This window comes from Alteromonas sp. HB246098 (assembly GCF_054890645.1).
Map to the genome: position 1 here is coordinate 1224641 of NZ_JBTZUG010000001.1, position 24333 is coordinate 1248973.

Annotated in this window: 23 protein-coding genes; 13 read left to right on the top strand and 10 right to left on the bottom strand. The window is 42.6% G+C overall.

The window, feature by feature from the left end; all coding sequences use genetic code 11:
• The first annotated feature begins 79 nt into the window (after positions 1-79).
• The 3 genes from map (at position 80) to dapD (ending at position 4596) form a co-directional block, all read left to right on the top strand.
• Complete coding sequence (gene map / locus ACYTPF_RS05220; RefSeq protein ID WP_179982597.1) at positions 80-874, top strand: type I methionyl aminopeptidase; 795 nt, start codon at positions 80-82, stop codon at positions 872-874.
• A 249-nt stretch (positions 875-1123) separates the two neighbouring features.
• Positions 1124-3775, top strand: a complete 2652-nt coding sequence (gene glnD / locus ACYTPF_RS05225) for a [protein-PII] uridylyltransferase (RefSeq protein WP_179982596.1) — start codon at positions 1124-1126, stop codon at positions 3773-3775.
• A complete protein-coding gene (gene dapD / locus ACYTPF_RS05230; RefSeq protein WP_118490066.1) occupies positions 3772-4596 on the top strand; it encodes a 2,3,4,5-tetrahydropyridine-2,6-dicarboxylate N-succinyltransferase in 825 nt (274 codons plus the stop codon). The genes glnD and dapD overlap by 4 nt, the downstream gene beginning before the upstream one ends.
• A gap of 93 nt (positions 4597-4689) precedes the next feature.
• On the opposite strand, the gene ACYTPF_RS05235 is transcribed toward dapD, so the two are convergent.
• From ACYTPF_RS05235 to ACYTPF_RS05245, 3 genes are all read right to left on the bottom strand, one after another.
• Positions 4690-5139, bottom strand: coding sequence for a flavodoxin (locus tag ACYTPF_RS05235; protein ID WP_179982595.1), 450 nt, complete (start codon positions 5137-5139; stop codon positions 4690-4692).
• A 53-nt stretch (positions 5140-5192) separates the two neighbouring features.
• Positions 5193-5972, bottom strand: a complete 780-nt coding sequence (truC, locus tag ACYTPF_RS05240; protein ID WP_461851542.1) for a tRNA pseudouridine(65) synthase TruC — start codon at positions 5970-5972, stop codon at positions 5193-5195.
• Between the two features lie 68 nt (positions 5973-6040).
• Positions 6041-6385, bottom strand: coding sequence for a YqcC family protein (locus ACYTPF_RS05245; protein ID WP_461851416.1), 345 nt, complete (start codon positions 6383-6385; stop codon positions 6041-6043).
• A gap of 236 nt (positions 6386-6621) precedes the next feature.
• On the opposite strand from ACYTPF_RS05245, the gene ACYTPF_RS05250 reads away from it, so the two are divergent.
• A complete protein-coding gene (locus tag ACYTPF_RS05250) occupies positions 6622-7671 on the top strand; it encodes a DUF3549 family protein (RefSeq protein WP_461851417.1) in 1050 nt (349 codons plus the stop codon).
• Entirely contained in the window at positions 7672-7974 is a 303-nt protein-coding gene (locus ACYTPF_RS05255; RefSeq protein WP_179982592.1) for a DUF3301 domain-containing protein, read from the top strand.
• Positions 7975-8953: 979 nt separating this feature from the next.
• Here ACYTPF_RS05255 and ACYTPF_RS05260 read toward each other — a convergent pair.
• Together ACYTPF_RS05260 and ACYTPF_RS05265 are read right to left on the bottom strand one after the other, a co-directional pair.
• Positions 8954-9601 (bottom strand): GNAT family N-acetyltransferase, encoded by a 648-nt coding sequence (locus ACYTPF_RS05260; RefSeq protein ID WP_461851418.1) that lies wholly within the window; start codon positions 9599-9601, stop codon positions 8954-8956.
• Positions 9602-9829: 228 nt separating this feature from the next.
• A complete protein-coding gene (locus tag ACYTPF_RS05265) occupies positions 9830-10195 on the bottom strand; it encodes a DUF3192 domain-containing protein (protein WP_461851419.1) in 366 nt (121 codons plus the stop codon).
• Between the two features lie 376 nt (positions 10196-10571).
• Here ACYTPF_RS05265 and ACYTPF_RS05270 point away from each other — a divergent pair, with 376 nt between their 5' ends.
• The gene (locus ACYTPF_RS05270; protein WP_461851420.1) at positions 10572-10880 is read left to right on the top strand and encodes a hypothetical protein; all 309 of its coding nucleotides are present in this window, start codon (positions 10572-10574) and stop codon (positions 10878-10880) included.
• 65 nt (positions 10881-10945) lie between these two features.
• On the opposite strand, the gene syd is transcribed toward ACYTPF_RS05270, so the two are convergent.
• Positions 10946-11488: a SecY-interacting protein gene (syd, locus tag ACYTPF_RS05275; RefSeq protein ID WP_461851421.1), complete on the bottom strand. Its 543-nt coding sequence runs from the start codon at positions 11486-11488 to the stop codon at positions 10946-10948.
• Positions 11489-11650: 162 nt separating this feature from the next.
• On the opposite strand from syd, the gene queF reads away from it, so the two are divergent.
• The 7 genes from queF to ACYTPF_RS05310 all read left to right on the top strand — a co-directional run bounded on the left by queF (position 11651) and on the right by ACYTPF_RS05310 (position 19583).
• Positions 11651-12511 carry an NADPH-dependent 7-cyano-7-deazaguanine reductase QueF gene (gene queF, locus ACYTPF_RS05280; protein ID WP_461851422.1) on the top strand — a complete coding sequence of 287 codons (861 nt, stop codon included), beginning with the start codon at positions 11651-11653 and terminating at the stop codon, positions 12509-12511.
• Between the two features lie 73 nt (positions 12512-12584).
• On the top strand, positions 12585-14141 hold the full coding sequence (locus tag ACYTPF_RS05285) for a GGDEF domain-containing protein (RefSeq protein ID WP_461851423.1): 1557 nt from the start codon (positions 12585-12587) through the stop codon (positions 14139-14141).
• 10 nt (positions 14142-14151) lie between these two features.
• On the top strand, positions 14152-15513 hold the full coding sequence (gene ppnN, locus ACYTPF_RS05290; RefSeq protein ID WP_179982585.1) for a nucleotide 5'-monophosphate nucleosidase PpnN: 1362 nt from the start codon (positions 14152-14154) through the stop codon (positions 15511-15513).
• Between the two features lie 197 nt (positions 15514-15710).
• A complete protein-coding gene (locus tag ACYTPF_RS05295; protein ID WP_269918820.1) occupies positions 15711-16085 on the top strand; it encodes a DUF3192 domain-containing protein in 375 nt (124 codons plus the stop codon).
• A gap of 11 nt (positions 16086-16096) precedes the next feature.
• Positions 16097-17707 (top strand): histidine kinase, encoded by a 1611-nt coding sequence (locus ACYTPF_RS05300; protein ID WP_461851424.1) that lies wholly within the window; start codon positions 16097-16099, stop codon positions 17705-17707.
• 219 nt (positions 17708-17926) lie between these two features.
• Complete coding sequence (locus tag ACYTPF_RS05305) at positions 17927-18934, top strand: isocitrate dehydrogenase (RefSeq protein ID WP_012517475.1); 1008 nt, start codon at positions 17927-17929, stop codon at positions 18932-18934.
• A 337-nt stretch (positions 18935-19271) separates the two neighbouring features.
• Complete coding sequence (locus tag ACYTPF_RS05310) at positions 19272-19583, top strand: ComEA family DNA-binding protein (protein WP_461851425.1); 312 nt, start codon at positions 19272-19274, stop codon at positions 19581-19583.
• Positions 19584-19715: 132 nt separating this feature from the next.
• Here the strand turns inward: ACYTPF_RS05310 and galU are convergent, their stop codons facing one another.
• From galU to wecA, 4 genes are all read right to left on the bottom strand, one after another.
• Positions 19716-20609, bottom strand: coding sequence for a UTP--glucose-1-phosphate uridylyltransferase GalU (gene galU / locus ACYTPF_RS05315; RefSeq protein ID WP_118490083.1), 894 nt, complete (start codon positions 20607-20609; stop codon positions 19716-19718).
• A 296-nt stretch (positions 20610-20905) separates the two neighbouring features.
• Positions 20906-21778 (bottom strand): glycosyltransferase family 2 protein, encoded by an 873-nt coding sequence (locus tag ACYTPF_RS05320; RefSeq protein ID WP_461851426.1) that lies wholly within the window; start codon positions 21776-21778, stop codon positions 20906-20908.
• Positions 21775-22662: a glycosyltransferase gene (locus ACYTPF_RS05325; RefSeq protein WP_461851427.1), complete on the bottom strand. Its 888-nt coding sequence runs from the start codon at positions 22660-22662 to the stop codon at positions 21775-21777. Before ACYTPF_RS05325 ends, ACYTPF_RS05320 begins: the two co-directional genes overlap by 4 nt.
• 113 nt (positions 22663-22775) lie before the next feature.
• Positions 22776-23837 (bottom strand): UDP-N-acetylglucosamine--undecaprenyl-phosphate N-acetylglucosaminephosphotransferase, encoded by a 1062-nt coding sequence (wecA, locus tag ACYTPF_RS05330; RefSeq protein ID WP_461851428.1) that lies wholly within the window; start codon positions 23835-23837, stop codon positions 22776-22778.
• Positions 23838-24333: the final 496 nt, after the last annotated feature.

Consider the following 24333-nt stretch of genomic DNA (forward strand, 5'->3'; position numbering starts at 1 on the left):
GAATGACCTGAATAGTGTTATACTGCGTAAGTAATTTAAATTCTTCACCAAACTAGTTTCAAACGATTTGAGAGGCGCTGTGACAGCTATTATCAAAACCCCAGAAGAAATCGAAAAAATGCGCGTAGCCGGTAAACTGGCTGCCGAAGTACTTACTATGATCGGGCCTTATGTGAAAAAAGGCGTAACCACCGATGAACTGAATACTATTTGTCACGACTATATAGTAAACGAGCAAAAGGCAGTGCCCGCTCCATTAAACTATGGTCACCCACCATTTCCAAAGTCTATCTGTACGTCGGTGAACCATTGTATATGTCACGGCATTCCTTCTGACAAGAAGCTAAAAGACGGTGACATTATCAACATCGACGTAACTGTTATAAAAGACGGTTATCACGGTGATACTTCGAAGATGTTCGTTGTGGGTAAGCCATCTATTCTTGCCGAGCGCCTTATTCGCGTTACTCAAGAGTGCCTATATAAAGCAATTGAACAAGTGAAGCCGGGCATGCGTCTCGGCGACATTGGTCATATTTGTCAAACCCATGCTGAAGCGCATAACTATTCAATAGTACGCGAATACTGCGGTCACGGTATTGGTGCAAGCTTCCACGAAGAGCCTCAAATTGTTCACTATGGAAAGCCTGGTACAGGTGATGTGTTAGAGCCTGGGATGTGCTTCACCATCGAACCTATGGTTAACGCAGGCAAACGTTACTCAAAAGTTTTGCCAGATCAATGGACTGTTGTAACCAAAGATAGAAGTTTAAGTGCTCAGTGGGAACACACTCTTTTAGTTACCGAGACCGGTGTTGAAATTCTAACGCTGCGTGAGGAAGAAAGCCTAGAGCGTGTTATTTCACACGGATAACTTTTACATTGCGGCTGTTAAGCAAACAGCCGCTTCGTTTGCCCCTTTACCTCATTTAAAACCGCATACTAAATCTTTATTTTTCATCCTCATACAAAGACCCTATTTAACGGGCTACACACCTATAACAAAAAACCATAAATATTCACAATTCAACCTAACTTATGCATAAATTTGCTACTGCGAACTACTATCAATTCATGCTATTGTTCTTAGCGTTTTAATAGAAGTCTATTTCAAAGGTGCATTTTGACGCTGCAATCACTGATAAAGAATATCGACACAATTAACTCTGTTGATGAAATTCCCGTCATTAAATCATGCGTGGAAGCCAGTTATACATGGATAACAGAGTCTTTCGACGCTACGCCAGTTAATCAGCTCGTTACTGGTCGTGCGCAGTTTGTCGACGCATTGCTTTGTCACCTTTGGCAACTTTACGGCTTAGATACCGTGGATGAGCTTTCCCTTTGCGCGGTGGGCGGATACGGTCGCGGCCATTTACAACCCCACTCAGACATCGATTTACTCATTGTCAGCAAGAAGAAGCTAAAGCCTGAAGTACAAGAAAAAATTGGCATGTTCATCACCCTTTTATGGGATATCAAGTTAGATGTTGGACAGTCGGTACGCACAATTAAAGAAACGGTTAAACTGGCAAAAGACGATATTACGATAGCGACAAATCTCGTTGAAAGCCGTCTGCTTTGTGGAAGTGAAACTACATTCGACAAACTGTGGGATGAGGTAAACGGTCGCAATTCCTGGTCGAGTAAATCTTTCTTCTCGGCTAAATATGACGAGCAAAAAAAGCGCCATGCCAAGTTTAACGGCACCGCTTACAACCTTGAACCGAACATTAAAGAAAACCCAGGGTGTTTGCGAGACATTCAATCTATCGGTTGGGTAGCGAAAAAGCACTTTAAAGAGTATGACGGATGGAACTTGGTGGGTCACGGTTACTTCACCGAGCAAGAACACAGTGAATTAATCGCCTGTCGTATGCACCTGTGGAAAATGCGTTGTGCGCTTCACTTAGTTGCTGGCAGAAGCGAAAACCGACTGCTTTTCGACTATCAACCCGATGTTGCACAAATGATGGGATACGGTGAAGAAGGTAAGGCGTCTGTGGAAAAAATGATGCGCGACTTTTTCCGCACTGTAGCGCGCGTCTCTGAACTGAACCAAATGTTACTACAACGCTTCAAGTACGACATGCTGAATCAAAGCGTGCAAAAAAGCGTAATCATAAACGAAGATTTTGAACTGCTCGACAATATGATTTCGCCACGTCACGAAACCGTATTTTCATCACCGGAAGCAATTTTAGACTTTTTACATTTGGTGGCAAACACGCCAGAAGTAAAAGGCTTAAGTACTATTTGTATTCGACAATTGCGTAACGCTCACCGGGCCTTTGAGGCAGAATATTACGTAGAGCGCCCTCTGTGCCGCGAAAAATTTATGCGATTAATGAAGCAACCTGAATTTTTTGATTTCGGTTGGGACATTATGCACCAGTACGGTATTTTACAAGCCTACCTTCCAGAGTGGGATACCATTGTAGGTATGATGCAGTTTGACTTGTTTCATGCCTATACGGTGGACGAACACACTCACCGATTAGTAAAGCATGTAAACTACTTTTTCTCGAAAGAGAACAAAGATTTTCCAAGGTGCGGCCGAATTTGCCGCAACCTAGACAAACCTGAAATACTCTACATTGCTGCAATTTTCCACGACATCGCGAAAGGTCGTAATGGCGACCACTCCACTCTAGGCGCGCAAGATGTTGCTAAGTTCTGTGCACAGCACGACGTTCCAAGTAAAGATGCAGAACTGATTGCATGGCTAGTCGAAAACCACCTGCTAATGTCAGTGGTTGCCCAACGCCGCGACATTTACGATCCCGATGTAATTAGTGAGTTTGCTGGGGCGGTAAGAAGCCATAACCACCTTAATTTACTTTATACATTGACCCTTGCCGATATTCGCGCCACTAACGATAACCTCTGGAATGATTGGAAAGCGTCTTTGCTTCGCGAACTGTATTTAATGACGCAAAAAGCGTTAGATAATGGACTACAGTGTCAGGTTACACTCAACGAGCGAGTAACCACTCACAAACATCAAGCTCGACAAATACTGCAAGAGCGCGCTATCGATACTAATGCAATAGATGCACTGTGGGCTCGTTTTGATGACGACTATTTTGTTCGCTTCAAGCCGACTCAAATTGCGTGGCATACAGATGAAATTATTAAAGCACAAGGTGAATGGCTGACACCTGAACACAACGGACTATTGGTAAAAGCGAACGACAACAGTTCCAAAGGCGGCACTGAAGTTTTTGTGTATGGCAAAGATAGAAAGGCCTTGTTCGCTCAAGTAGCGTCGGTTTTAGATAGTCGCAATTGCTCTATCCACGATGCTCACGTAACCGTGACCAGAGATGGCTATGTATTTGACAGCATGCTTATTCTTGAAAACGACGGCAGTCGTATAAGCTCAGAGTCGCGCATTGCTTCTATTGAGAATGCCATTTCTGCCCAATTAGAAAAGCCGGGACGCTCTCACGAAAACAAACGAAAGTTACCCCGCCAAATGAAACAGTTAGACGTGCCAACCAAGGTTCGTTTTTTCAATATCAACGATGAAGCCACGCTTATCGAGTTAGAAGCCCTAGACGCACCGGGCATTTTAGCTAAAATTGGTCATGCATTCGTTGATACTAATATGACACTTAAGCTTGCAAAGATTGCCACCATTGGCGAGCGAGCCGAAGACATTTTTATCGTCAGCAATGAAGCTGGCATCGCATTAACCCAAGAACAACAGGTAAACCTTAAAAAGCGTATCCTGTTTAAACTCGACCAACTTGAAGATATCACAATACCATGAATGAATTGAAAGCCATTATTGAAGACGCCTTCGAAAATCGCGACAGCATTAGCCCGTCATCAGCACCTGATGAAGTAAGAGATGCGGTAGCGCAAGCTATCGACCTACTTAATAGCGGAAAAGGCCGCGTTGCAGAAAAAATTGCTGGCGAATGGGTAGTACACCAGTGGCTGAAAAAAGCGGTTCTACTTTTCTTCCGTCTTCACAACAATGATGTTATTGAAGGCGCAGAGAGCAAGTTTTATGACAAGGTTCCTCTTAAGTACACCAACTACACCGCTGAGCAATTTGCCGCTGACGGTGCGCGCATTGTTCCACCAGCTGCTGTACGCACGGGTACTTTTGTGGGCAAAAACGCAGTTGTTATGCCTTCGTACGTAAACATTGGTGCATTTGTTGATGAAGGCACTATGGTTGATACGTGGGCTACAGTAGGCTCGTGTGCGCAGATTGGTAAAAATGTTCACCTTTCTGGTGGCGTAGGCATCGGTGGCGTATTAGAGCCACTTCAAGCAAACCCTACCATTATTGAAGACAACTGTTTTATCGGTGCGCGTTCTGAAATCGTAGAAGGTGTTATCGTTGAAGAAGGCTCAGTGATTTCAATGGGCGTTTATATCGGTCAGAGCACGCGTATCTATGATCGTGAGACCGGTGAAGTTCACTACGGCCGTGTACCAGCGGGCTCTGTGGTTGTTGCGGGTAACCTACCTAGCGCAGATGGCAAATACAGCCTATACGCAGCAATCATCGTGAAAAAAGTTGATGCGAAAACCCGCGCTAAAGTAGGTATTAACGCTCTACTTCGCGGTGTTGAATAAAAATTTATGCATCGTTAGGTAACTAACGACGTTCGCATATAAAAAAGAGGCGCCTTAGCGCCTCTTTTTTATAACCAGTAAAGCCATCAACCCTTAAGACAAAAGCTTGTCCTTGATGGTGTTAACCCACTCTACCACGTCTTTTTCTGGCTCTAAGGTTTCAATAGCATCAACTTCTAACATATTAGTAACCGCGTTACCTTGCAGTTCAGTAAGTAACTCTTGGAATTGTTTACCTGCTCCACAAAAGCTTTCGCCATAGCTACTATCACCTAGCGCTGCAACAGCGAAAGGCTTGCCCGTTAGCATCGGTGATTCGTCTTTTAAATCTGAAAACACAAACTCTAGGTTAGGTGGAACATCGCCCTGACCTGTCGTTGAGGTGATAATTAACAGTGCGTCAGCATCAGTAAAATCCGCTACTGATGGGTCGCTTTCGAGTGAACAATCTACTCCCTGCTCAGCTAAATTTTCTTCCACCTGCTCAGCTACGTGTTGCGCGTTACCGTATACTGTACCCGCAATAATTTTCAATGTTGCCATTTTTACCTCTTAAAACAATGATCGTCGCCCATGTCGACAGGCGGAAAGTATTTCTATCTTATCAAGCTAAACGGTTTTAACCTGTTTACGAATTGTTGCATTTCATTGTGCATCTCACCATTAATCGTTATCCATTTACCGCTAACAGGATGAGAAAAGCCCATATGAGTACAACTTAAGGCCAAATTATTAAAATTAAAGTGCTGTTTAGCGAATTTGTTTTGCTTCCCATCGCCGTGAGTTGTATCGCCAATAATGGGGTGACGAATGTGTACCATGTGCCTTCGAAGCTGGTGCTTACGCCCAGTACTGGGAGAAAGTTTTACTAACGAATATCTAGCACTTTGATATCTACCTACAGGCTCGGGCAATTCAAACTTTGCTAGTGACTCATACATGGTGGACGCTGGCTGGGGAGCTTGCTGTGGCCTTTTGTGTTTGTCTGCAATTTTGTCATAACGGTACTTAAGGGCATAATCAATAAAGCCGGTATGGTTGACGAAGCCTCTAACCACAGCGTGATATACCTTAGCCACCTGCTTATCCATCAGTTGTTGACCTAGCTTTGCCGCAATTTCTGAGCTAAAACTAAACACCAACACACCTGATGTAGGTCTATCTAAGCGGTGAGCTGGAAATACGTGCTTGCCGATTTGATCTCTAAGCGTCTGCACCGCAAAAACGGTTTCATGCCTATCTATAGGACTCCTGTGCACTAGCAAGCCTGGGGGCTTATTTATCGCAATGATATGCTCATCTTGGTATAAAACAGGTAAGTGAAGAGAGCTCGCGCTATCTTGTTCTTCAACATTGGCTTTTTCACTAAACTGCATTTCTAGACGCTCTATTGCATCATCTGACAGGCCCTTTTGTGGGATACCTGAAGCTTGGCCCAGCTTACTCATCCAATGTCTCCGCTGGCAATATCGTCAATATTTTTTAGCGCGGACAGAGTACTTTGATTCGCGGGTGATAAATATACTTCTGCTGCGGGTGTAATTTGCATCGCCGGTATAGGGTGCGATTGGCTCAATAAAATGCGCATTTTGGGTATAAAAACAAAAGCTAGCCAAGCTTCAAAAGAAAAACAATCTGCTGCGAAAGGTACTTTACTTCCTATTGCATTTTTAAGCGCTTGGTCATTGGGTACTTCATCTGGCCAAACACCATCTTGCTGCATTACAGCTTCTAGTTGCTCAAGTGCGTTGATGAAAGCTAAATGACGGCTACTATCTGCTTGATTCACTACTTCTCCGCTATCCTAATATGCTTCAATTTATAGCGCGCAGTATATCAGGGGCTTAAGGTCAACATAAGTCAGTGTGTTGTATCGTTGAAATTCTTCTGCTGTGATACCATTAATGACGTTTACCGATGACCCTCGCGAATATAAGCACGTCCTAGAGGCGGTTGATCTTTGCTGAACATCAAAGGTCTACGGGCCTAGTAACATTTAATTAAAGCAGTATTTTGGAACGAGTTATGAGCGCTAACAGTATCAATTCTATCAGTGAGTTTTTGTTACACGCAGGCACTGAATATCATGTTTTTGATTTAGGTCGACGTATTGAACCCACAGATAATCAAACGTTTCTAGAAATAGAAAATGGCAGTGCTTACGCGCCCTACCCTCGTCAACAACATGCGTGGTTCGGTATTGTTTTTTGGAACAAAAATGCTTCTTCGCAACACTATATTTGGTTTATAAAGCTACCACTTGATGAGCAAGGCTTGGTCGTTGCAGCTGCTAGAAATCATTTTCTAGAAATTATTGTGGATGCATTAGGGAAGTCGATTGCAGAAGATACCGAAAATGCACAGCAATTGCCCGACAACCCTTATTCCTTCGTTCCGAACCAATCGCAACTTGCTCAGTTTAATGCGCTAGTCAAAAGCACGTTAAACCACCCCTTAAGCGAAGAAGCGCAGAAAGTTGAAGCTTACATCCAAGCCCCACAGCTTGTGGATTGGCAACAAATATCTATGCAAAGCGTGGCAGATTTTATACATGGTTTCAGCAGGCACGCAAAGCGAGATGTGTTAGAAAAAGCAATTAAAGCCAATGTAGCACTTTACTCAGATGTGTTTGTTAATACGCTTATGGAGACAAGCGAGAGCGTTTCTTTGTCAGATAACTTATTGGCTATGTATTTGAGCAAAATTGATGATGGCGACGACATCAATCTAGCGGCTTTGAGAGGCACGTCTGAAGGAAACTTCAACCCAGCGGTAAATAGTAAGCTACTAGACTTATTGAAGAATGAAAAAACACAGCGTCTCGATATTTTAAGTGTTATAGCGGCTCGGCATTTTGAGCAAATGGAACCGCTCCTACTTAGTAACTTTTTAGAACAAGCTGCAAAAGTTGACGAAAAAGAAGGTCACCAAGGTGCCTTATTTGCTGGTTTCTTTTCTGATTTAGTCCAAATTCCGAAATTGCGCAGACAAGTACTTACGCTGCTACACTCAGACGCCAACTCGGATATTCTTAGCAAGGCATTTCAGCGGTTGTTTGCACAGGCGAGAAAGTAGATGACATTACTTGAATTGGTCATATGGTTAACAATTGGTTTTACTGGCTATCAATTTTGGCGTATACGGGCTATTTCAGAACGCACAAACGCTTATCTAAACCAATACTGCGATAAACATGGTTTACAGTTGTTAAGTGTGGCAAGAGCTAAAACTCGGTTCTCATTTAAGTTTGGTAAACCGGACTGGCACAGCTTATTCCACTTTGAGTTTTCAAGTAATGGTGAAGACAGGTATACCGGCGAAGTCGAATTGATAGGCGTGAGGGTTATGCGAACCGAAGTACCACCGCATAGGGTGTAGGTGCTTATGTTCAGGGGTTTACAGACTCTTCAGTACTAAGAAATAATTTTTAGAAAACTGGAAAATAGGTTTCCCACACCGCAAAAAAAAGGGGAACCTGACGGCTCCCCTTTTTCCTGGAATTTTGAGTATCCTTCTCCGCGATCCTTTGCGACTAAAATCTTCCCGATTAAAATCCGTATACGCCCCTTTCCATCTACTCTCGCGACTTCCTGTGCGAGCTACACTTCCATGCGTAGGTCCCTTTCCTTTTTTCCTTTGTTACTGCACATCCTACATGCAGTGTTCCTCATCCTGAGGCTGTCCTTGTCAGACTCCGCTGACCTTCCCTTCCTTCGTCCTTTGTTTGCTGCACATCCTGCTACAGCTTTGCTAATCCTTTAGCATGTCCCTCTTTCATCCTTGGTTTGCTCGTCCATGCAAACTAGAAATCCCTTTAAGGCCGCCTTGCCCTTGGCTCCGTGCCACTAGCTCCCTGCTAGCTTTGTCCTTATCCATGCTACGTCCTGTCTGTGACATTCCTATCACACATGCCATCCATGAAATCCGTTCGTTCCCTTCAATCCTTTGTCACTTCCTTGTTTCGCAACTCCCTACTGCGTCCCTTCCTTTTACTCACAACCTTGTGAGAATCTCTTCCTTAAGTTGTCCTAATTTAATCCTTTAATGAATTCCTGACTCAATCCCTGACTCGTCGTGTTTCCTTGTGACATGTTCATAGTATCCCTTCCAAATATTACCGCCATATTGAATTACAGAGATTTAAGAAAAGTTTTTGTACGACTTTTGGCTAACGAAAAAAAACCTTTTAAAAACAAGGTCTATATACTTTAGTATGAATTATTCTTTCAGAATTTAGGTAAGATCACTCACAGCATTTGTAGGAAATGTCTTACAAACGCTGTGGTAAATTTGGCGTAAAGATTGGAACTGTTTTCGGCGATATTCTAATAGGGGTAACATGTTAAATAAAAAAGCATCACTTTTGTCTAAACATAACTTCCCCTTGAACATGGGAAAGGCTTAGTTGTCCAACAACCTGGTAGTTATCGTCGTTAAAAAACGTACGATGTTTATCTACGGTCACAAATACCGAAACGCCTTCGCTTTTGTCGTCTTCTTCGACAACACTGTCGATGGCGCCTAGCAATATATGCCCAAGACCGTGGTGTTGATAATCAGGATGCACCGCAATAAAACTCAACATATGAAAATTATCTGCAGGTACTAACGCTCTTACTTTCTCTTCTTTTTCCAGCATTTGTTTGGTGCCGAATAAACCTGCGGTTAGCAGCATTCTCAATCGCCAGTGCCAGTAACGCCCTGCACCAAATGCCGCATCTGGTGCGGTAAGGCATGCCACTGCAATCAATCTATCTTCGTCAAATAAACCAATCATGGGCTGCTCTGCTACCCAAAATGCGTTAAGTTCCTCGCGAATGGCTGAACGAAGGCGACTTTCATAACCTTCTTTTTCAGCCTGAAAGATATCGATAAATAAGGGGTCGTCCACATACGCATTGTAAAGTATGGATGCTGCAACTTTGAGATCGTCGACTGAAAGGTAAATCGCTTTGACTGTGTCTTGCAAGGGGGCTAACGCGTTATTGCGGGCATTGGTATTCATAAGGGGCTCCTTGTACGCAAAGCTGTTTAGTTATTTTTACCAGACTCGGTAAAAGCTCGGTAAAATAAGAAAAAGTGGTCAACACGGCACTCACTTTATCTTCGCGCCATCACCCACTCACACTGTCTAAACTTTAGCCTACTTGAAAACCCCTTTCATGTTAACTTTTAATTAACATTTAACTTTTTCATCAATTTCTACATCGCTATACATTCGCAAAATCACCAATTAGTGCATTAGGCTGTATGCGCTATCGCCCCACCCGACTAAGCTACTATTTCTAAAAACAAGGGGCGTACACTCATCTTTCGTTGTTATACCATCGCCCATTGTTTTTTGCGTGCGGTAATATAGTACGCGATATGTACCATCTTGCTTTTCAAACAGCTCGTTAAAGTCTGCAACGCCCATTTTTCTTAAAACACTTTCATAGCTCGTGCCCGTCTCAAGATTTGCGATATGTTTGCGATTATTAAACTCTCTATCTTCCCAATCAGCGCCATAGTGGCTATCTGACCCGCCCCCTACAGATACGACACAGCCAGAAAGCAAAACAGAAGATGTTAAAGCTACAGAAAGAAGAACCGTTTTCATGTGAATTCCTTAAATATTGTGTGTTGTTTTTTATTTTTAAATTAACAGCCTAATGGCCTTTTGTTTGCAAACCTTACAATTGCAAACATTGTCAGTACTTATAACCATGTAGATTATTACGCCTACTATGTGAATCGACACTGAATACTGACTGCACCGTTTATTTTTCATCCACTTGATGGTGTGAAAAAACGTGATGCAAAACTAAATAAACAAGAATAGTACCAAAAGCATATCCCTCTGATTTATATAAACTTTATTTACCACTCAACTTTTGCACATTTGAAAAATAGTGAAATTAGCAACTTATTAGTGAAATTGACTATGTGAACAAGCTACACTAGCTATAATCGCGATCTAAAAACTTTTTACTCTCATGTCAAATTCGAACTTACAGCAACTTCACGTTTTATGTCTTCAAATGTATCAAGAGGGCAAAACGCCAACGGTAGGCATTTTAAGGTCTAAAGCCCCATTCAAGGTGTCAGTAACAGAAGCTATTGAAGCAATTAAGCGTTTCAATGCACATAAGCCTCAGTTTGACGCCACGGGCAAAGAAGCTCAACCTTCACAAAGTACTTCGTTAAATACACATCGACCAGACAGTCTTCAAGCGCGTGTGGAAACATTAGAAAAGGAAGTCGCTGAATTAAAACAGGCACTACTTAAATTGATGCATGCTTAGTAAACACTAATGCGAACAAAGAAAGTAGTGACTGTTTGTAGGTAGGTTGTATAAAGGCGTTATTTTCAAGCACGAGGAGTGAGTTGCTCAAGAAATACGGCTAGAGACGGGGCAAGTATTTTAGCAGGCTCTCTTCCTACTTGTTCCAATGCAACTTCACCGCTTTCGTTGACAACCGTTAATATGAAATCTTCTTCGTCTGTTAAGCCGAAAAACAACGTAGGTGCTTGTTTGAGCCTTTGCTTCATTAACAAGTGGCCGATTAAATTCTGTTGTAGCCTTTCAAAGTCTTCGCTATTAAACACTTGAAGCAATTCGCAGTTACCTTGAGGTGCCATTGCCTTTAAATTGTCACTGTAATAACGAGTGAAAAACTGACAATAATCTGGGTTGAGCGTTAAGGCCAGTGCATCTTCAACATTATCGAAAGAGTGTGGAGGAGATTGCAGCACGGGAGCCCAAGTGACAAGCTCGCCGTCATTTACACTATTTTTATAGCAAGGCGATGGCCACTCGCTGTCAAATGCGATTTTTAATCCCTTAGCTTCAGCTTGTTCGACATAAGATGATACAAATTTATCTAATTGTGCAGGAATTGTTAGAGCCATTTTGACGTTACCCTCGTATTTTTGGGGTACACTATACAACTAAACAGTTAAGTCAATACTCGGCTTTCTTAGGCTGTGCTGCTAGTTCATAACGCACCCTCGTAAAATTACGCTGTAGCAGCACGCCAGTTAGCACTTTAAGTAGATAGATGAAAGGTTCTTATGTCGACTGACAATTCGCCTCAAAAAATTATTATCTCCGCACCTGATGACCTGTCTCTGGGCAAACAGGTCGATTATGAATTTGAATACAACCCAAGCTTATTGCAAGGGGTACCTCGCAGTTTAAGTCGAGATACGTTATCCCTTAACGATTCTGAATTACCGTTTGACGGAATAGACACATGGACGGGATATGAACTTTCTTGGCTTAATGAAAAAGGGAAGCCTAATGTGGCAATTTTGGAGTGTCACGTTCCAATTACTTCCCCAAACCTTATTGAATCAAAGTCGTTCAAGCTATATTTGAACAGTTTCAACCAATCAAAGCTTGCTTCACCAGAAGAGGTTCAAAACGTTCTTCAAGCTGATCTATCTAAATGTGCAGGGGAGCAGGTTCAGGTAAAACTGATTCTTCCTCAACAGTTTACCGCATTGCAGTTTAAGGAATTCGAGGGAATTTTATTAGATAACCTTGATGTGGAAATCGAGCAATACTCACCTAACACACAATATTTAGCGGTTGCCGAGAATAATGCTGATACCAAGGAGACCTTGGTTTCTCATTTACTTAAATCTAATTGTTTAATCACAAGTCAGCCAGATTGGGCTAGTATTCAGATTAGATATGAAGGAAAAGCCATTGATCACGAAGGGCTTTTAAAATATCTGATTAGCTTTAGGCAGCACAATGAATTTCATGAGCAATGCGTTGAGCGTATTTACAACGATATTATGCAGCATTGTAAGCCCGCTAAGTTAACAGTGTGTGCTCGTTATACCCGGCGCGGGGGGTTAGATATCAACCCTTTCCGTTCGAATTTCGAAGCACCTTATGCTAACCATCGTCAGGCGCGTCAGTAATACAGCGATGAAGCACACAAACAAAGCTAACTAAATCGCAACGTTAATTGCGAGTTAGAACAAAGACGAGATTATGGAAGCAAAACAACTACAAGCCCTAAAACAAAATAACGCGCTTCTTTGTCAGTTTATCGTGAGGCTCTCAGCATTTTATGAGGGCTTTTCCGATAAAATAGATTCCGAACTCAAAGTGCTGCGCGGTCATCTTTCAGGTACGCCTAATTTTAGCCTTGCCGCTGTAAGCATTGAGAAGCTCAACAAATCTCTTCAGCGTCAAGAAATCACTTTAAGAAAGTACAGTGTTGACACCGTTTCGTCGCTGGAAGATGCAATGAAACAGTTGCAGAAAATTGTCTTTGAAGACAACGAATTGAAAAGCCTTACTACACAAGAGTTAATTAAACTAAACCAGCCTGTAGGCGATATCTTCAGTATCTATAAGCTTTACGCCAAAGCCATTGCGCTTCACCGCATTGCGCTGAATAAAGAAATGATAGGGCTTGAACCTTCTAATGAGATTGGAGGCTCCGCAGAGGTACAGCAAAATGTCCCTGCTCGTTCGGTACAAGACGACAACCCACATTACCGTTCAATTCTCGTTGAACTCAATCATCTCATCGCTTCTTATGCACAAAAGAAACAGAACGACCAGCAGCTAAACGATATCAAGCAACGTCTTGATGAGGGCATGAGTGAAGACCAGTTGCTTAAAAGCTGCGTAGTTATTTTGCGAATGATTGTGCAAGATGCAATGTCTGAAGCAAGCCTGACCGGTAAAGTTATACAGAGCCTTCATCGTTCACTTGGTGAAGTCAGTAACGACGTTAATATAGCTATAGAAGATAGCCAAGCGCAGTTCGAACAGCGCAAAGCCGGTACAGAACAGATTAAACGGCACATTAGTTATATTGAAGAATCTGTTTCAGAGAGTGAGTCATTAGAATCACTGAAAGAGCAAACCCAGCTTCGCGTAGAAAAACTTGTAGCAACGTTAAGCGAACAGCAAGACAACGACGAGCAGGGGCAAGAAGCGCTTTTGGCACTGCTATCGTCCATGCAATCGCGCATTGATACATTGCAACAGCAAACCAGCGTTTATAAAAAGAAGCTAGCTGAACAAGCGATGCAAAGTCGTACCGACCCGCTCACTCGTTTACCAAATAGACAAGCTTATAACGAGAAACTGGATGCCGCTTTCGCTAACTATAAGGAAGATGGGACAACACTCGCCGTTGCCGTAGTAGATATCGATCATTTCAAATCGATCAACGATAGATTTGGTCATGCCGCCGGTGACAAAACCCTTCAAGTGGTAAGTAAGTTTTTGAAACAGAACCTTTCTGAAAAAGACTTTGTCGCACGGTGGGGAGGCGAAGAGTTCGTGATGCTACTGCCTGAATCACAGATGACAGAGATTGACGAAAAGCTTAATGAAATTAGAACTAAACTAGCTGCTATGCCGTTTAAATTTAAGCAAGAGAAAGTCAAAATTACTGCATCATTTGGCGCGACCTGCTTTGGTAAAGAAGACACAACAGAAACGGTTTTCGAACGCGCGGATGAATACCTTTACAAAGCGAAGCGAAACGGCCGCAATCTTGTAGTAACTGATTTAAGCACTGACTTATAAGGTGTGAAGTATGAAGAAAGTTCAGCTCAATCCCGTTGGCTCAATGAGTCAGCTTTCGCAAGTGGAAGTATCCCGCCTCCAAGATGCAACAAATAGCGAGCTCTTCTCCATGTTTAGAAACTGCAGCCTCGCAGTATTAAACAGCGGTGTGGATGAAGACAATTTTGAAGCGCTTTTCGCCCCTTTTGAAAATTTTGAAATAAAACTCATCCGCCGTGAGCGAGGCGTAAAGATCGAACTTATTAATCCACCAGAAGTTGCATTTGTAGACGAAAAGCTTGTTCGCGGTGTTCATGAACACTTGTTTGCTGTACTGCGTGATTTACTTTACATGGGCAACAAGTATGCATTTCTCCATCAAACAGCGCCTGCTGAAGGAAGTGAGATCACCGATATGGTGTTTGACATGCTACGTCACGCTAAAGCCCTTGAAGGTAACGATAGCGTGAATACTATAGTATGCTGGGGCGGCCACTCTATCAGTCAAGTCGAATATAAATACACGAAAGAAGTAGGCTATCAGCTGGGCCTGCGCGATATGAATATTTGCACTGGGTGCGGACCGGGCGCAATGAAAGGCCCTATGAAGGGGGCGACGATAGGTCATGCCAAGCAACGTCACAAATCCGGTCGATACATTGGTATTTCTGAACCCAGTATTATTGCTGCAGAACCACCTAATGCAATTGTGAACGAGCTCATTATCATGCCAGATATTGAAAAGCGTTTAGAAGCCTTCGTGAGATTAGGGCACGGTATCATTGTATTTCCGGGCGGCGTAGGAACAGCTGAGGAACTGCTTTATTTACTTGGGATATTGATGAATGAGCGCAATGCGCAACAACCATTCCCTTTTATACTAACCGGTCCTGCAGGCAGCGAAGAGTATTTCGAAGCTATAGATACTTTTGTAGGGGCCACGCTAGGCGCACAAGCCCAGTCAAAATATCAGATTATCGTGGATGACCCTGAAGAAGTCGCCCGTACTATGAGTAAACACCTTGAAAAAGTCCGAAAATTTAGAGGGGCGATGGGTGATGCTTTCAGCTTTAACTGGTCACTTAAAATCGAACAGGACTTCCAACAACCCTTCATACCCACTCACGAAAGCATGGCAGCACTACAGCTTCATTTAGATCAAAGTAAAAGCGATCTTGCTGCAAATTTGCGTAAAGCATTTTCAGGCATTGTTGCCGGGAATGTAAAGGCCGAAGGCATCGCACAAATTAAAGAACACGGTCCCTTCGAGCTTACCGGCGATAGTACACTTATGGACAAAGTGGATACATTATTAGAGTCATTTGTAAAACAGCACAGAATGAAGCTTCCCGGCAGTGCCTACGAACCTTGTTATGTTGTAAAAAATGGCTAACCAAGCAAATTAAGAAGGTGACGCATTTGCTTACGTTTACTACTTATGTTTAATAGGCGTTTTAAGGTACACTTGCCTAGTGTATTGTTAAACAGAAAAATGTTACGAGCTGCAAGTTTACCTTGTTAAATGGTCATGCTTTTGGGCACTGATGTCCCTCACTAACATTTGAGTACAGAAAACGAGAAGTAACGGTCATGAATACCAAGGTTATTCGTCTAATTTTAGCTGGCGTCGCGTTATACGCGGTGTTTGTTTTTATGGTCATCGCCTTTTACCCTGATAAACCTGAAAATATGGATTGGAAAGACCGTGAAGAGTACAACCGCGTTCAAATTACTAAGCTGAAGTTGGGCAGTACACGAGAAGAGGTACTTGCTTTGCTTGGCTCTCCTGACATCACAGAAGCTAAAAGGCAAGGTGCTACAGCAATTCAGGTTATGTTTTTTAGAACCCAGCATGTACGTGCAGACGGATTAACAACACAAGATGAGTGTACGCCTTTACTGTTCGAAAACGATAAGCTTATAGCTTGGGGTGAAGGGGCTTACTCTAGCTATCAAAAAAGTTAAAAGGATGGGGAGTGACCGACATCATTTCCACACTTAAACGCCTTATTCATATAGGCGAAGCTGAGTTATCAGTCGAGCAGCGTATTAATCATTGGTTAAAAAACGCAAAACGGATATTGACGTTAGTTAATGCAAACCCAGCCCTAGCTGCGGCCACGCTTCACATCGATAACGACTTACCTAAAGACACGCAACAACTTTTGCTATTGGCACTGTTTGGCAAGCTCTGTCGATTTAACGACCATTACCTACAGCACGTTCTCGCGTCTCTACTTGCCACCTTTTGGCTATCAAGCGCTAAAACACCACGAGATAGCATTCCTGAAGTCATTCGCTTTTTGCGTAAACACAATCTGGCCATTTGGCAAGATACGGTAAAATTGCAAAAAGCCTTTCAGACGGGAAAACACATTAACTTTATTGCAGATAACCGACTAAACCTAGCGCAGAGACTTAGCCTTCTCTCTGGTGTTTTCGCAACAAATGCGAAAAAAAACGATTACCAAACGGTGTTTACCCACATAGCCTGTCGCCTACCTGCCTATCATCGCCATCATATTGCACCGCTTATTCAGCTATTCGAAGGTTTGCTTCCTGGAGCAAAAGTTTTTGCTAATGGTGTGCCTGGCGCGTTGGTAGATGTGCAGCAAAATCATGGTTATGTATTTACGCTCAGCAAGGATGACGAAGATGGTAAATGGCTTCCTTTATCGGCTATTCAAGCTCCGGTGCATTTATCATTACCCTTTGAGCACTTTATAGCACTGTATACAGACACTGCCAATGCCAGAGCGAATCAGGGCGGCACTCCGTACCTGCCTTCAACATTCGCTATTCAACACCCCCCAAAAGCGCTTATTACCATTATTGACGAATTGCAAAAGCAAGATGTGGTGATTGAACAGCTGTGTGAAAAAATTGAAAAAGTCCCCACTTTTAATCATTTTTTGATGCTCACTGCGAGTCAAGACAACAGGTTACAACTGCCAGTAAAAAGCATAAAACAGGCTGTATTAACCTACGGTATAGAACGAGTGGGCGACATGCTTATTCAGTTCGCTCTTTTAGAGCGGCTTACGCAAAATCAATTTCCACTTATGGGAATGTGTAAGCAAGTAACTTTACTAGCGTGCTCATTTTCTAGCTACTTTGGACAAATTGTAGATTCGAAGTTTACGCCGCAGTCGGCAGCCTTAACGATGACTTTTATTTGCACTCCCCTATTCACACTCCCAGGTTTCAAAGTATCTAAATCCTTGCCTGTTCGCCTCGACAATATCGTATCTATTAATAACGCGTTTAAAGTGAAGTCCGATACGCCTTGGCTAGCAATAGCGTCGGAACTCGCTGGTAGTTGGCACCAGAGTTCTACCTGGCGCGCGGTAATACATCAATGTGGAAAAGCGAGCACCGAAGTTCCAAAATCGATTCAAAAAGAACAGGCAGTCTTAGTGTTGAGCTTTTCACTTGCGAAAGCATGCTTATTTAATCAGGATGTTTATACGTTACTGCAAGATATTAACGTGAAAACCCTTTTAAGGATTTTAAGCTTAGAACCCAATGATGTTCTCAGTGCGCTTGAGTCTAACGGACAGCTACTTTTTTGTCCCCTCCCTTTATAGCGGATTGAGAACCTTACCACCTCAATTTATCTTTACGAATGGCTATAACTTGGGCCAGCTATCGGGTAAAATACTGCTACTTTTGCTGTGCTTTACCCTTTTTCCCTACATTTTCCATTATAATATATAAGCAGGCAAAATTTGGCACTTCACGCGCCGAACTAATAACTGAATAAACCTAACGATTTTGATAACAGAATTACCAGAGGATCCCTCCACATGACTCAGCAACGTATTACAGTCATTCGCGGTGACGGCATTGGCCCGGACATTATCGATGCGACCACAAAAATTTTAGATAAGGTTGGCTGTGACTTTGCCTATGACTATGCCGATGCGGGCTTAGTTGCACTGGAAGAACATGGCGAGCTTCTACCTCAAGAAACACTAGACCTTATCGCAAAAAATAAAGTTGCGCTTAAAGGCCCTTTAACTACGCCAGTTGGTGAAGGCTTTACGTCTATCAACGTTAGTCTTCGCAAGCAGTTTAAGCTGTACGCTAACCTACGCCCAGTAATGTCTTTTAAAGGCACAAAAGCACGTTACGAAGATATTGATATCATCACTGTACGTGAAAACACGCAAGGTATGTACTCTGGTCTTGGGCAAGTTGTTTCAGAAGACGGCAACGAAGCTGAAGCAATGAGTAAGATTACTCGTGACGGCGCTGAGAAAATCGTAACTTTCGCTTATGAGCTAGCACGTCGTGAAGGCCGTAAGAAAGTAACAGCGGTTCACAAAGCAAACATTCTTAAGTCGACGTCAGGTCTTTTCCTAAAAGTTGCCCGTGAAGTTGGCGAGCGTTACCCAGACATCGAATCTGCTGAAATGATTGTCGATAACTGCTGCATGCAGCTTGTGATGAATCCTCACCAGTTTGACGTTATCGTAACCACTAACCTTTTCGGTGACATTCTTTCAGACCTGTGTGCGGGTCTTGTTGGCGGTCTTGGTATGGCACCAGGCGCAAACATTGGTGAAGACTGTGCAATCTTTGAAGCTGTTCACGGTAGTGCTCCAGATATCGCGGGTAAAAACCTTGCGAACCCTACATCTGTAGTACTTGCTGCAGCGCAAATGCTTGAATACCTAAACATGGGTGATAAAGCAGAGAAAATTCGCGCAGCATTGAAAGACGTTATTGAATCTGGTGACCGCACCACTCGCGACCTAGGTGGTGAAGCCGGTACAACAGAATTTACCCAAGCGCTTCTTGATCGCCTATAAGCGTCTTATGCTGTAGCACTGTTATTATTTTAAAACGGGCTTTCTAGCCCGTTTTTTTATACATTACCCTCCACTTCCCAAATAAAAACTGTACTAAAACTGGACTTCCGCTTTTTTAGCCCGCCTCTATTATCTTGCTTGTACACGCAAAGGTGCTTCGCGCTTTATTACTAATAGCTACATCGAATAGACTCTAATCTTTATGCCAAGTTAGATTCGATAGTTTTAAGACTAGAAAGCGTCGAGCACTGTGGGTACATAACTTTAATCCCATTTAGCTAAAACGTAATACCAGAAAAAAAGGTCGCGTATTTAGCAACACATACAAGGAAAGATGATGAAAAAATTAATCTCTGGCTTACTCGTTCTATCAGCGATAGCTATTCAAACTCCTGTGGTTCATGCTGCAGTAGAAAGTAGTATGCAAACACAGCATAAAGAAACAAACCTACAGCAGCGCATCGACTTAAACTCAGCGACCGTGGAGCAGTTAATTTCGCTACCAGGTGTCGGTCAGTCCAAAGCAAAAGCGATTATTAAGTACCGCGAGGAAGTGGGGCCGTTTCTAGAAGTCGCGCAGCTAACCCAAGTAAAAGGCATTGGCGAAAAAATGCTAAGCAAGATAGAAAATTATGTGCGTGTTAAGTAAATGACATTTGCTTAACGACTCTAAACGATAATCTAATAGTTATAGTAGCTGCGTTCAAAGAGTGTTAAAAAACAAAAAATGCGCCAATATTGGCGCATTTTTTATATTTCTTGTAGCTTCCGAAATATTCTATTATTTCACTACAGAGGCTAGGTACTCTTTAAACTCATCACCTAAAGATGGGTGACGTAGTGCATATTCGACATTAGCTTTCATGTAGCCTAGCTTGCTTCCGCAATCATGGCTCTTACCTTTCATGTAGTAAGCATCTACTTGTTCAAGCTTCATCAGTGCATCAATAGCATCGGTAAGTTGAACTTCGCCGCCCGCACCTGGTGGTGTGAACTCTAGCAAATCCCAAATTTTTTCTGAAAGCACATATCTACCTACTACTGCTAGGTCTGAAGGCGCTTCGTCACGAGGTGGTTTTTCAACCATTGCGTGAATTTTCGCTGAGTCACCTGGAGTGATCGCGGCGCCGTCTAGATCAGCAATACCAAACTTAGAAATATCTTCTTCTGGTACCTGCTCAACCATAACCTGGCTTACACGACTGGTATTGAATTTAGCTACCATATCAGCAAGGTTATCCTTCTTAGGATCGCTTGCCACATCGTCAATTATCACGTCAGGAAGCACGACAGCAAATGGAGCATCACCGATTAACGGGCGAGCGCATAATACAGCGTGACCTAACCCGTTAGCTACGCCTTGACGGATATGCATGATAGTCACGTCTTTCGGACAAATTGACTGAACTTCTTCTAAAAGTTGACGCTTAACACGCTTTTCAAGCGTTGCTTCAAGTTCAAATGAAGTATCAAAGTGGTTCTCAATGCTGTTCTTACTAGCGTGAGTTACTAGAATAATTTCCTTTACACCAGCCGCAACACATTCACTAACAACGTACTGAATTAGTGGCTTATCAACCACAGGTAACATCTCTTTAGGGATAGCTTTCGTTGCCGGAAGCATTCTCGTCCCAAGACCTGCTACAGGAATTACCGCTTTTTTAACCTGACTCATAAGTTAATATCCTTTTTTAAAATCCTAGTTACTCGCTTAAGACGGCGCTTTGCCGTCACTTATTTCTTAAGCTTATCTATATTCGCTATTATACAAAAGAGTAATGCAATCGATGTTCCAATTACCCTTTTAGAGCATTTGTGTCTTGAAAATGGGCATTACGGTTATTTTTCACTCATTAATGCACAAAATTTGGGATAAATAATATCTAATGCACCAATACAGTGAAAGTGCAGTGAGTATATTTTTCACTTTACTTACGAACCATTCGTTTAGAAGTAGCTGATTAGCGACGCTTATTTAGCACACTTGCTTGATTGAATAGGACCGCCGGTGCGCATAAAACCATCTTTTAACCCGTGACGCATATACTGACCTCTCGCTTTACCCTGCTTAAAGCAAAATCGATTAACAAGATACCTTAAGGGTATTGCACAAACATGACGAAGTTTCCAATAAAGCGGAACGTAGCTACGTCGGGCTAGAATAAGCACATTGCGAAATTGATAGTAGAGTCTAATTGGAGCACCTTGTTTAAACATAACGCCACATACTTTTACCCTATCATCGCCTTGCCGATGAGGCATACAAGCACTTAATGACTGGTAAATGGCCATACCCTTTGCTCGAGCTCGCCAGCACCACTCATGATCAACACCATCAATGAAAAGTGCCTCTTCCTTTCCGCCCACTCTCTCAAAAGCCCGACGAGAGATAAGCATGCCCGAGGCAATAATTTGTTTCACTTCTTTCAAGCTATTGGAAATTTTTTTACCTTTTTGAAGCACACCCTGATCAACACAATCAGAAAATTGACAGTAAATAGAGGGGCCTATTGCGGCGATAGGCGCTTCTTGCTCCAAAGTAGTAAACTGGCGTAATAATTCATTGGCAATGCTAGGTGTAAACTGGCTGTCTTGGTCGAGCAGGAAAGCGTATTCAACACCTTTATCAAAGAGCTTTTTCAAACCTATGTTTTGAGCTTTCGCAATACCCAAATTGGTTCCGCAATGAATGTAAGTGCAGAGAGATGTATTCAAACGCTCATCAGCATTGGCAGAATTATCAACTAATACTAAATCCCACTTAGGCGCCGAAAAAGCCTTAATCACATTAGTAAGATGCCCTATATCGGGGTTATAGAGTATTACGACAATCCCTGTTTTCAATGCTTACCAAACCTCTCTAACAAATGTCTGTCGAGTTTGTATGCTAATTTAACCACTTTCCCTGGCATTAAGCGCAGTGATAAGACACCGCAAGCATAAAAAAAGTTATAGGGTGAAAACTGTTTTAATTTGGTGATCGCAAAGATGCGCGCTTTAAACTCATTGAGAGACTTGCTTAGCCCACGTCTCTTATAGAAGTTATTCACTCTTCTAAACTTTAATAATCGGTCCTTCAGATTTCTAAAGATATAACCTTGCGAAGCTAGCGAAACCCAGAAAAAATAATCTTGCGTGTTAAGTAAATCGCCATTGTATCTGTGGCCATCATGAAACACACTGTAACGGATCACCACTGTAGGGTGATTTAGCGAGCAGCGCCTAGGTAGTATTCGGGTTATTTGTTTGTGCGAAGAGGGCATTACTCTCGCACCCACCTTTTTTCCACTTTCGTTTATCTCAGTAAGCGCTGAACCGAGTACGGAAATATTGCTATGCCGATTTAGGTAAGTGATTTGGCGCAAAAGTCGATACTCTTCAGAGATATCGTCTGCGTCCATTCTCACGAAATAAGAGGGGTCAAACTGCAAACCAAAATCAATAGCAGAGTTCATGCTACTTGCAAGGCCGATATTTTGGCTATTTTGCGCTAAAATAATTCTATCGTCATTCTCTGCAGCTTCTTGAAGTACTTGAGTTATAGGCTCTGGTACCGGCCCGTCAATAACAATGATGAAGAGAAAATCGGTATAGGTCTGGCCTGTTATACTTTCGACGGCCTCTCGCAGCCATCTCGCATTGTCGGCTTGATAAACGGCCATTGCGACAATCGATTCAACATGCTTTTTTTTGTTTTCGTTGTGAATGACGGAGAATTGATTTATCAAGAATTATTTACCAGCAATAAAAATAACAGAGAAAATAAAAGCGCTTTTATGCGCTTCTTTTTCGACGGTATGTTACAGAGATTTCATGCAACCTGCTATGAGTTTTACCGAATCTACGTCCTGACTTGCTTAATAAAGCGAAGTACGCTCCATATATGCTGAATCACTAGACTATAAACAATTAGAAGCCCAATGAAACCATAAAACATAGCCGCTTCAGGTACTTGATAAACTTCGCCTAGAATACCGATAAGGCAATAGCACGCACCTAGGCACAATATTGCTACCAATGACTGCCGACTGCTTAACCCTGCTCGCATGAAAATATTGTGAAGATGCTGCCTGTCTGGTTTTAACATAGACTGCCCCTTGCGCGCACGGCGATACATGATTGCAGCCATATCCATCAAAGGAAGCCCAACAAGCCACACTGCCGTTATAGGCCTAAACGCAGCCGTTTCACCTTGGGTATGATCAACAAGCAGCCATACAATAGTGAGACCGACAAACATACTGCCGGCATCGCCCATAAATATCTTGTTCCCTTTGAACCCTTTCCAACTCAGGTTAAACGCCAAGAAAGGAACGATAGCTGCTACAATAATAAGTGGCTCCATAATAGAGGCGCCATTACCAGTGAAAATTAAAAAACCTGCCACAGTAAGCAATATAACCAAGCTCATACCGCCTGCAAGACCATCAATACCGTCTATCATGTTAAATGCATTGATAACGCCAACAACACAAATGATGGTGAAGAAATACCCGCCTAGGTCGAGCAGCACCTCGCCGGTGCCAAAGATGTCGCCTAATGACGTAATATAATTTTGCGCGCTCCATGCCATAATGGCAGCCACGCCAAATTGACACATAAGGCGACCTTTCGCACTTAAGTCAAAGCGGTCGTCCAGCATACCAAGCAATACTACGAAAGCAGATGCGGTAAAGAACAGCGGGTTATTTTTCATCCACACATCGGTGGCGACGCTTGCGACAAGTACGGCCATAAATATAGCCACGCCACCTGTTAAAGGGACAATACCTGCGTGGCGTTTACGTGCTGTAGGTTGATCAACTAAGCCAAACTGATGCGCTAGAGGCGTCATCACCACTAAAAGAATTAGGGCTACGAAAAATGCAGTAAAAAGCGGGACGAACTGCAAGTACGCTAGCATAAAACACACAACCTCTCGTCACCGGTTACCGAAACACGCGAGTTTTCCAGCTTGACCAATGCACTTGTAAATTTGTTTAAAAAGCTCAATATCGATTCCATATTTTTACAACTTCCATTTCTTCCAGCGCGGTGAGGGTTTATCTTTATAACTATGCGGGTCGAAAACTGCCATATGATATAAAACATTTGTTTAAGTAACCACCCCAATTACAAAATTATCGTTTCAAAACATTTCTTAATAGTTACAGTTACAGCTGCGATCTCCCCGCACAGCGATTACGCTAATTGCCACATGAAGCCGTTTCGTGATATTTCAGTTACTCGCAAATACAAAATGTAGACGTACCACAAGCGCAATTATTTCACTAAGTATTAAATTTCCTACTCATTGTGAACTTTCCACTAACAATATAGTCATTTTGAAGTCTTAAACCTTAGCGCCACTGCGATAGCAAACATGCTTTTTTTAAAACTTATGTTATCCTAGCGCGAAA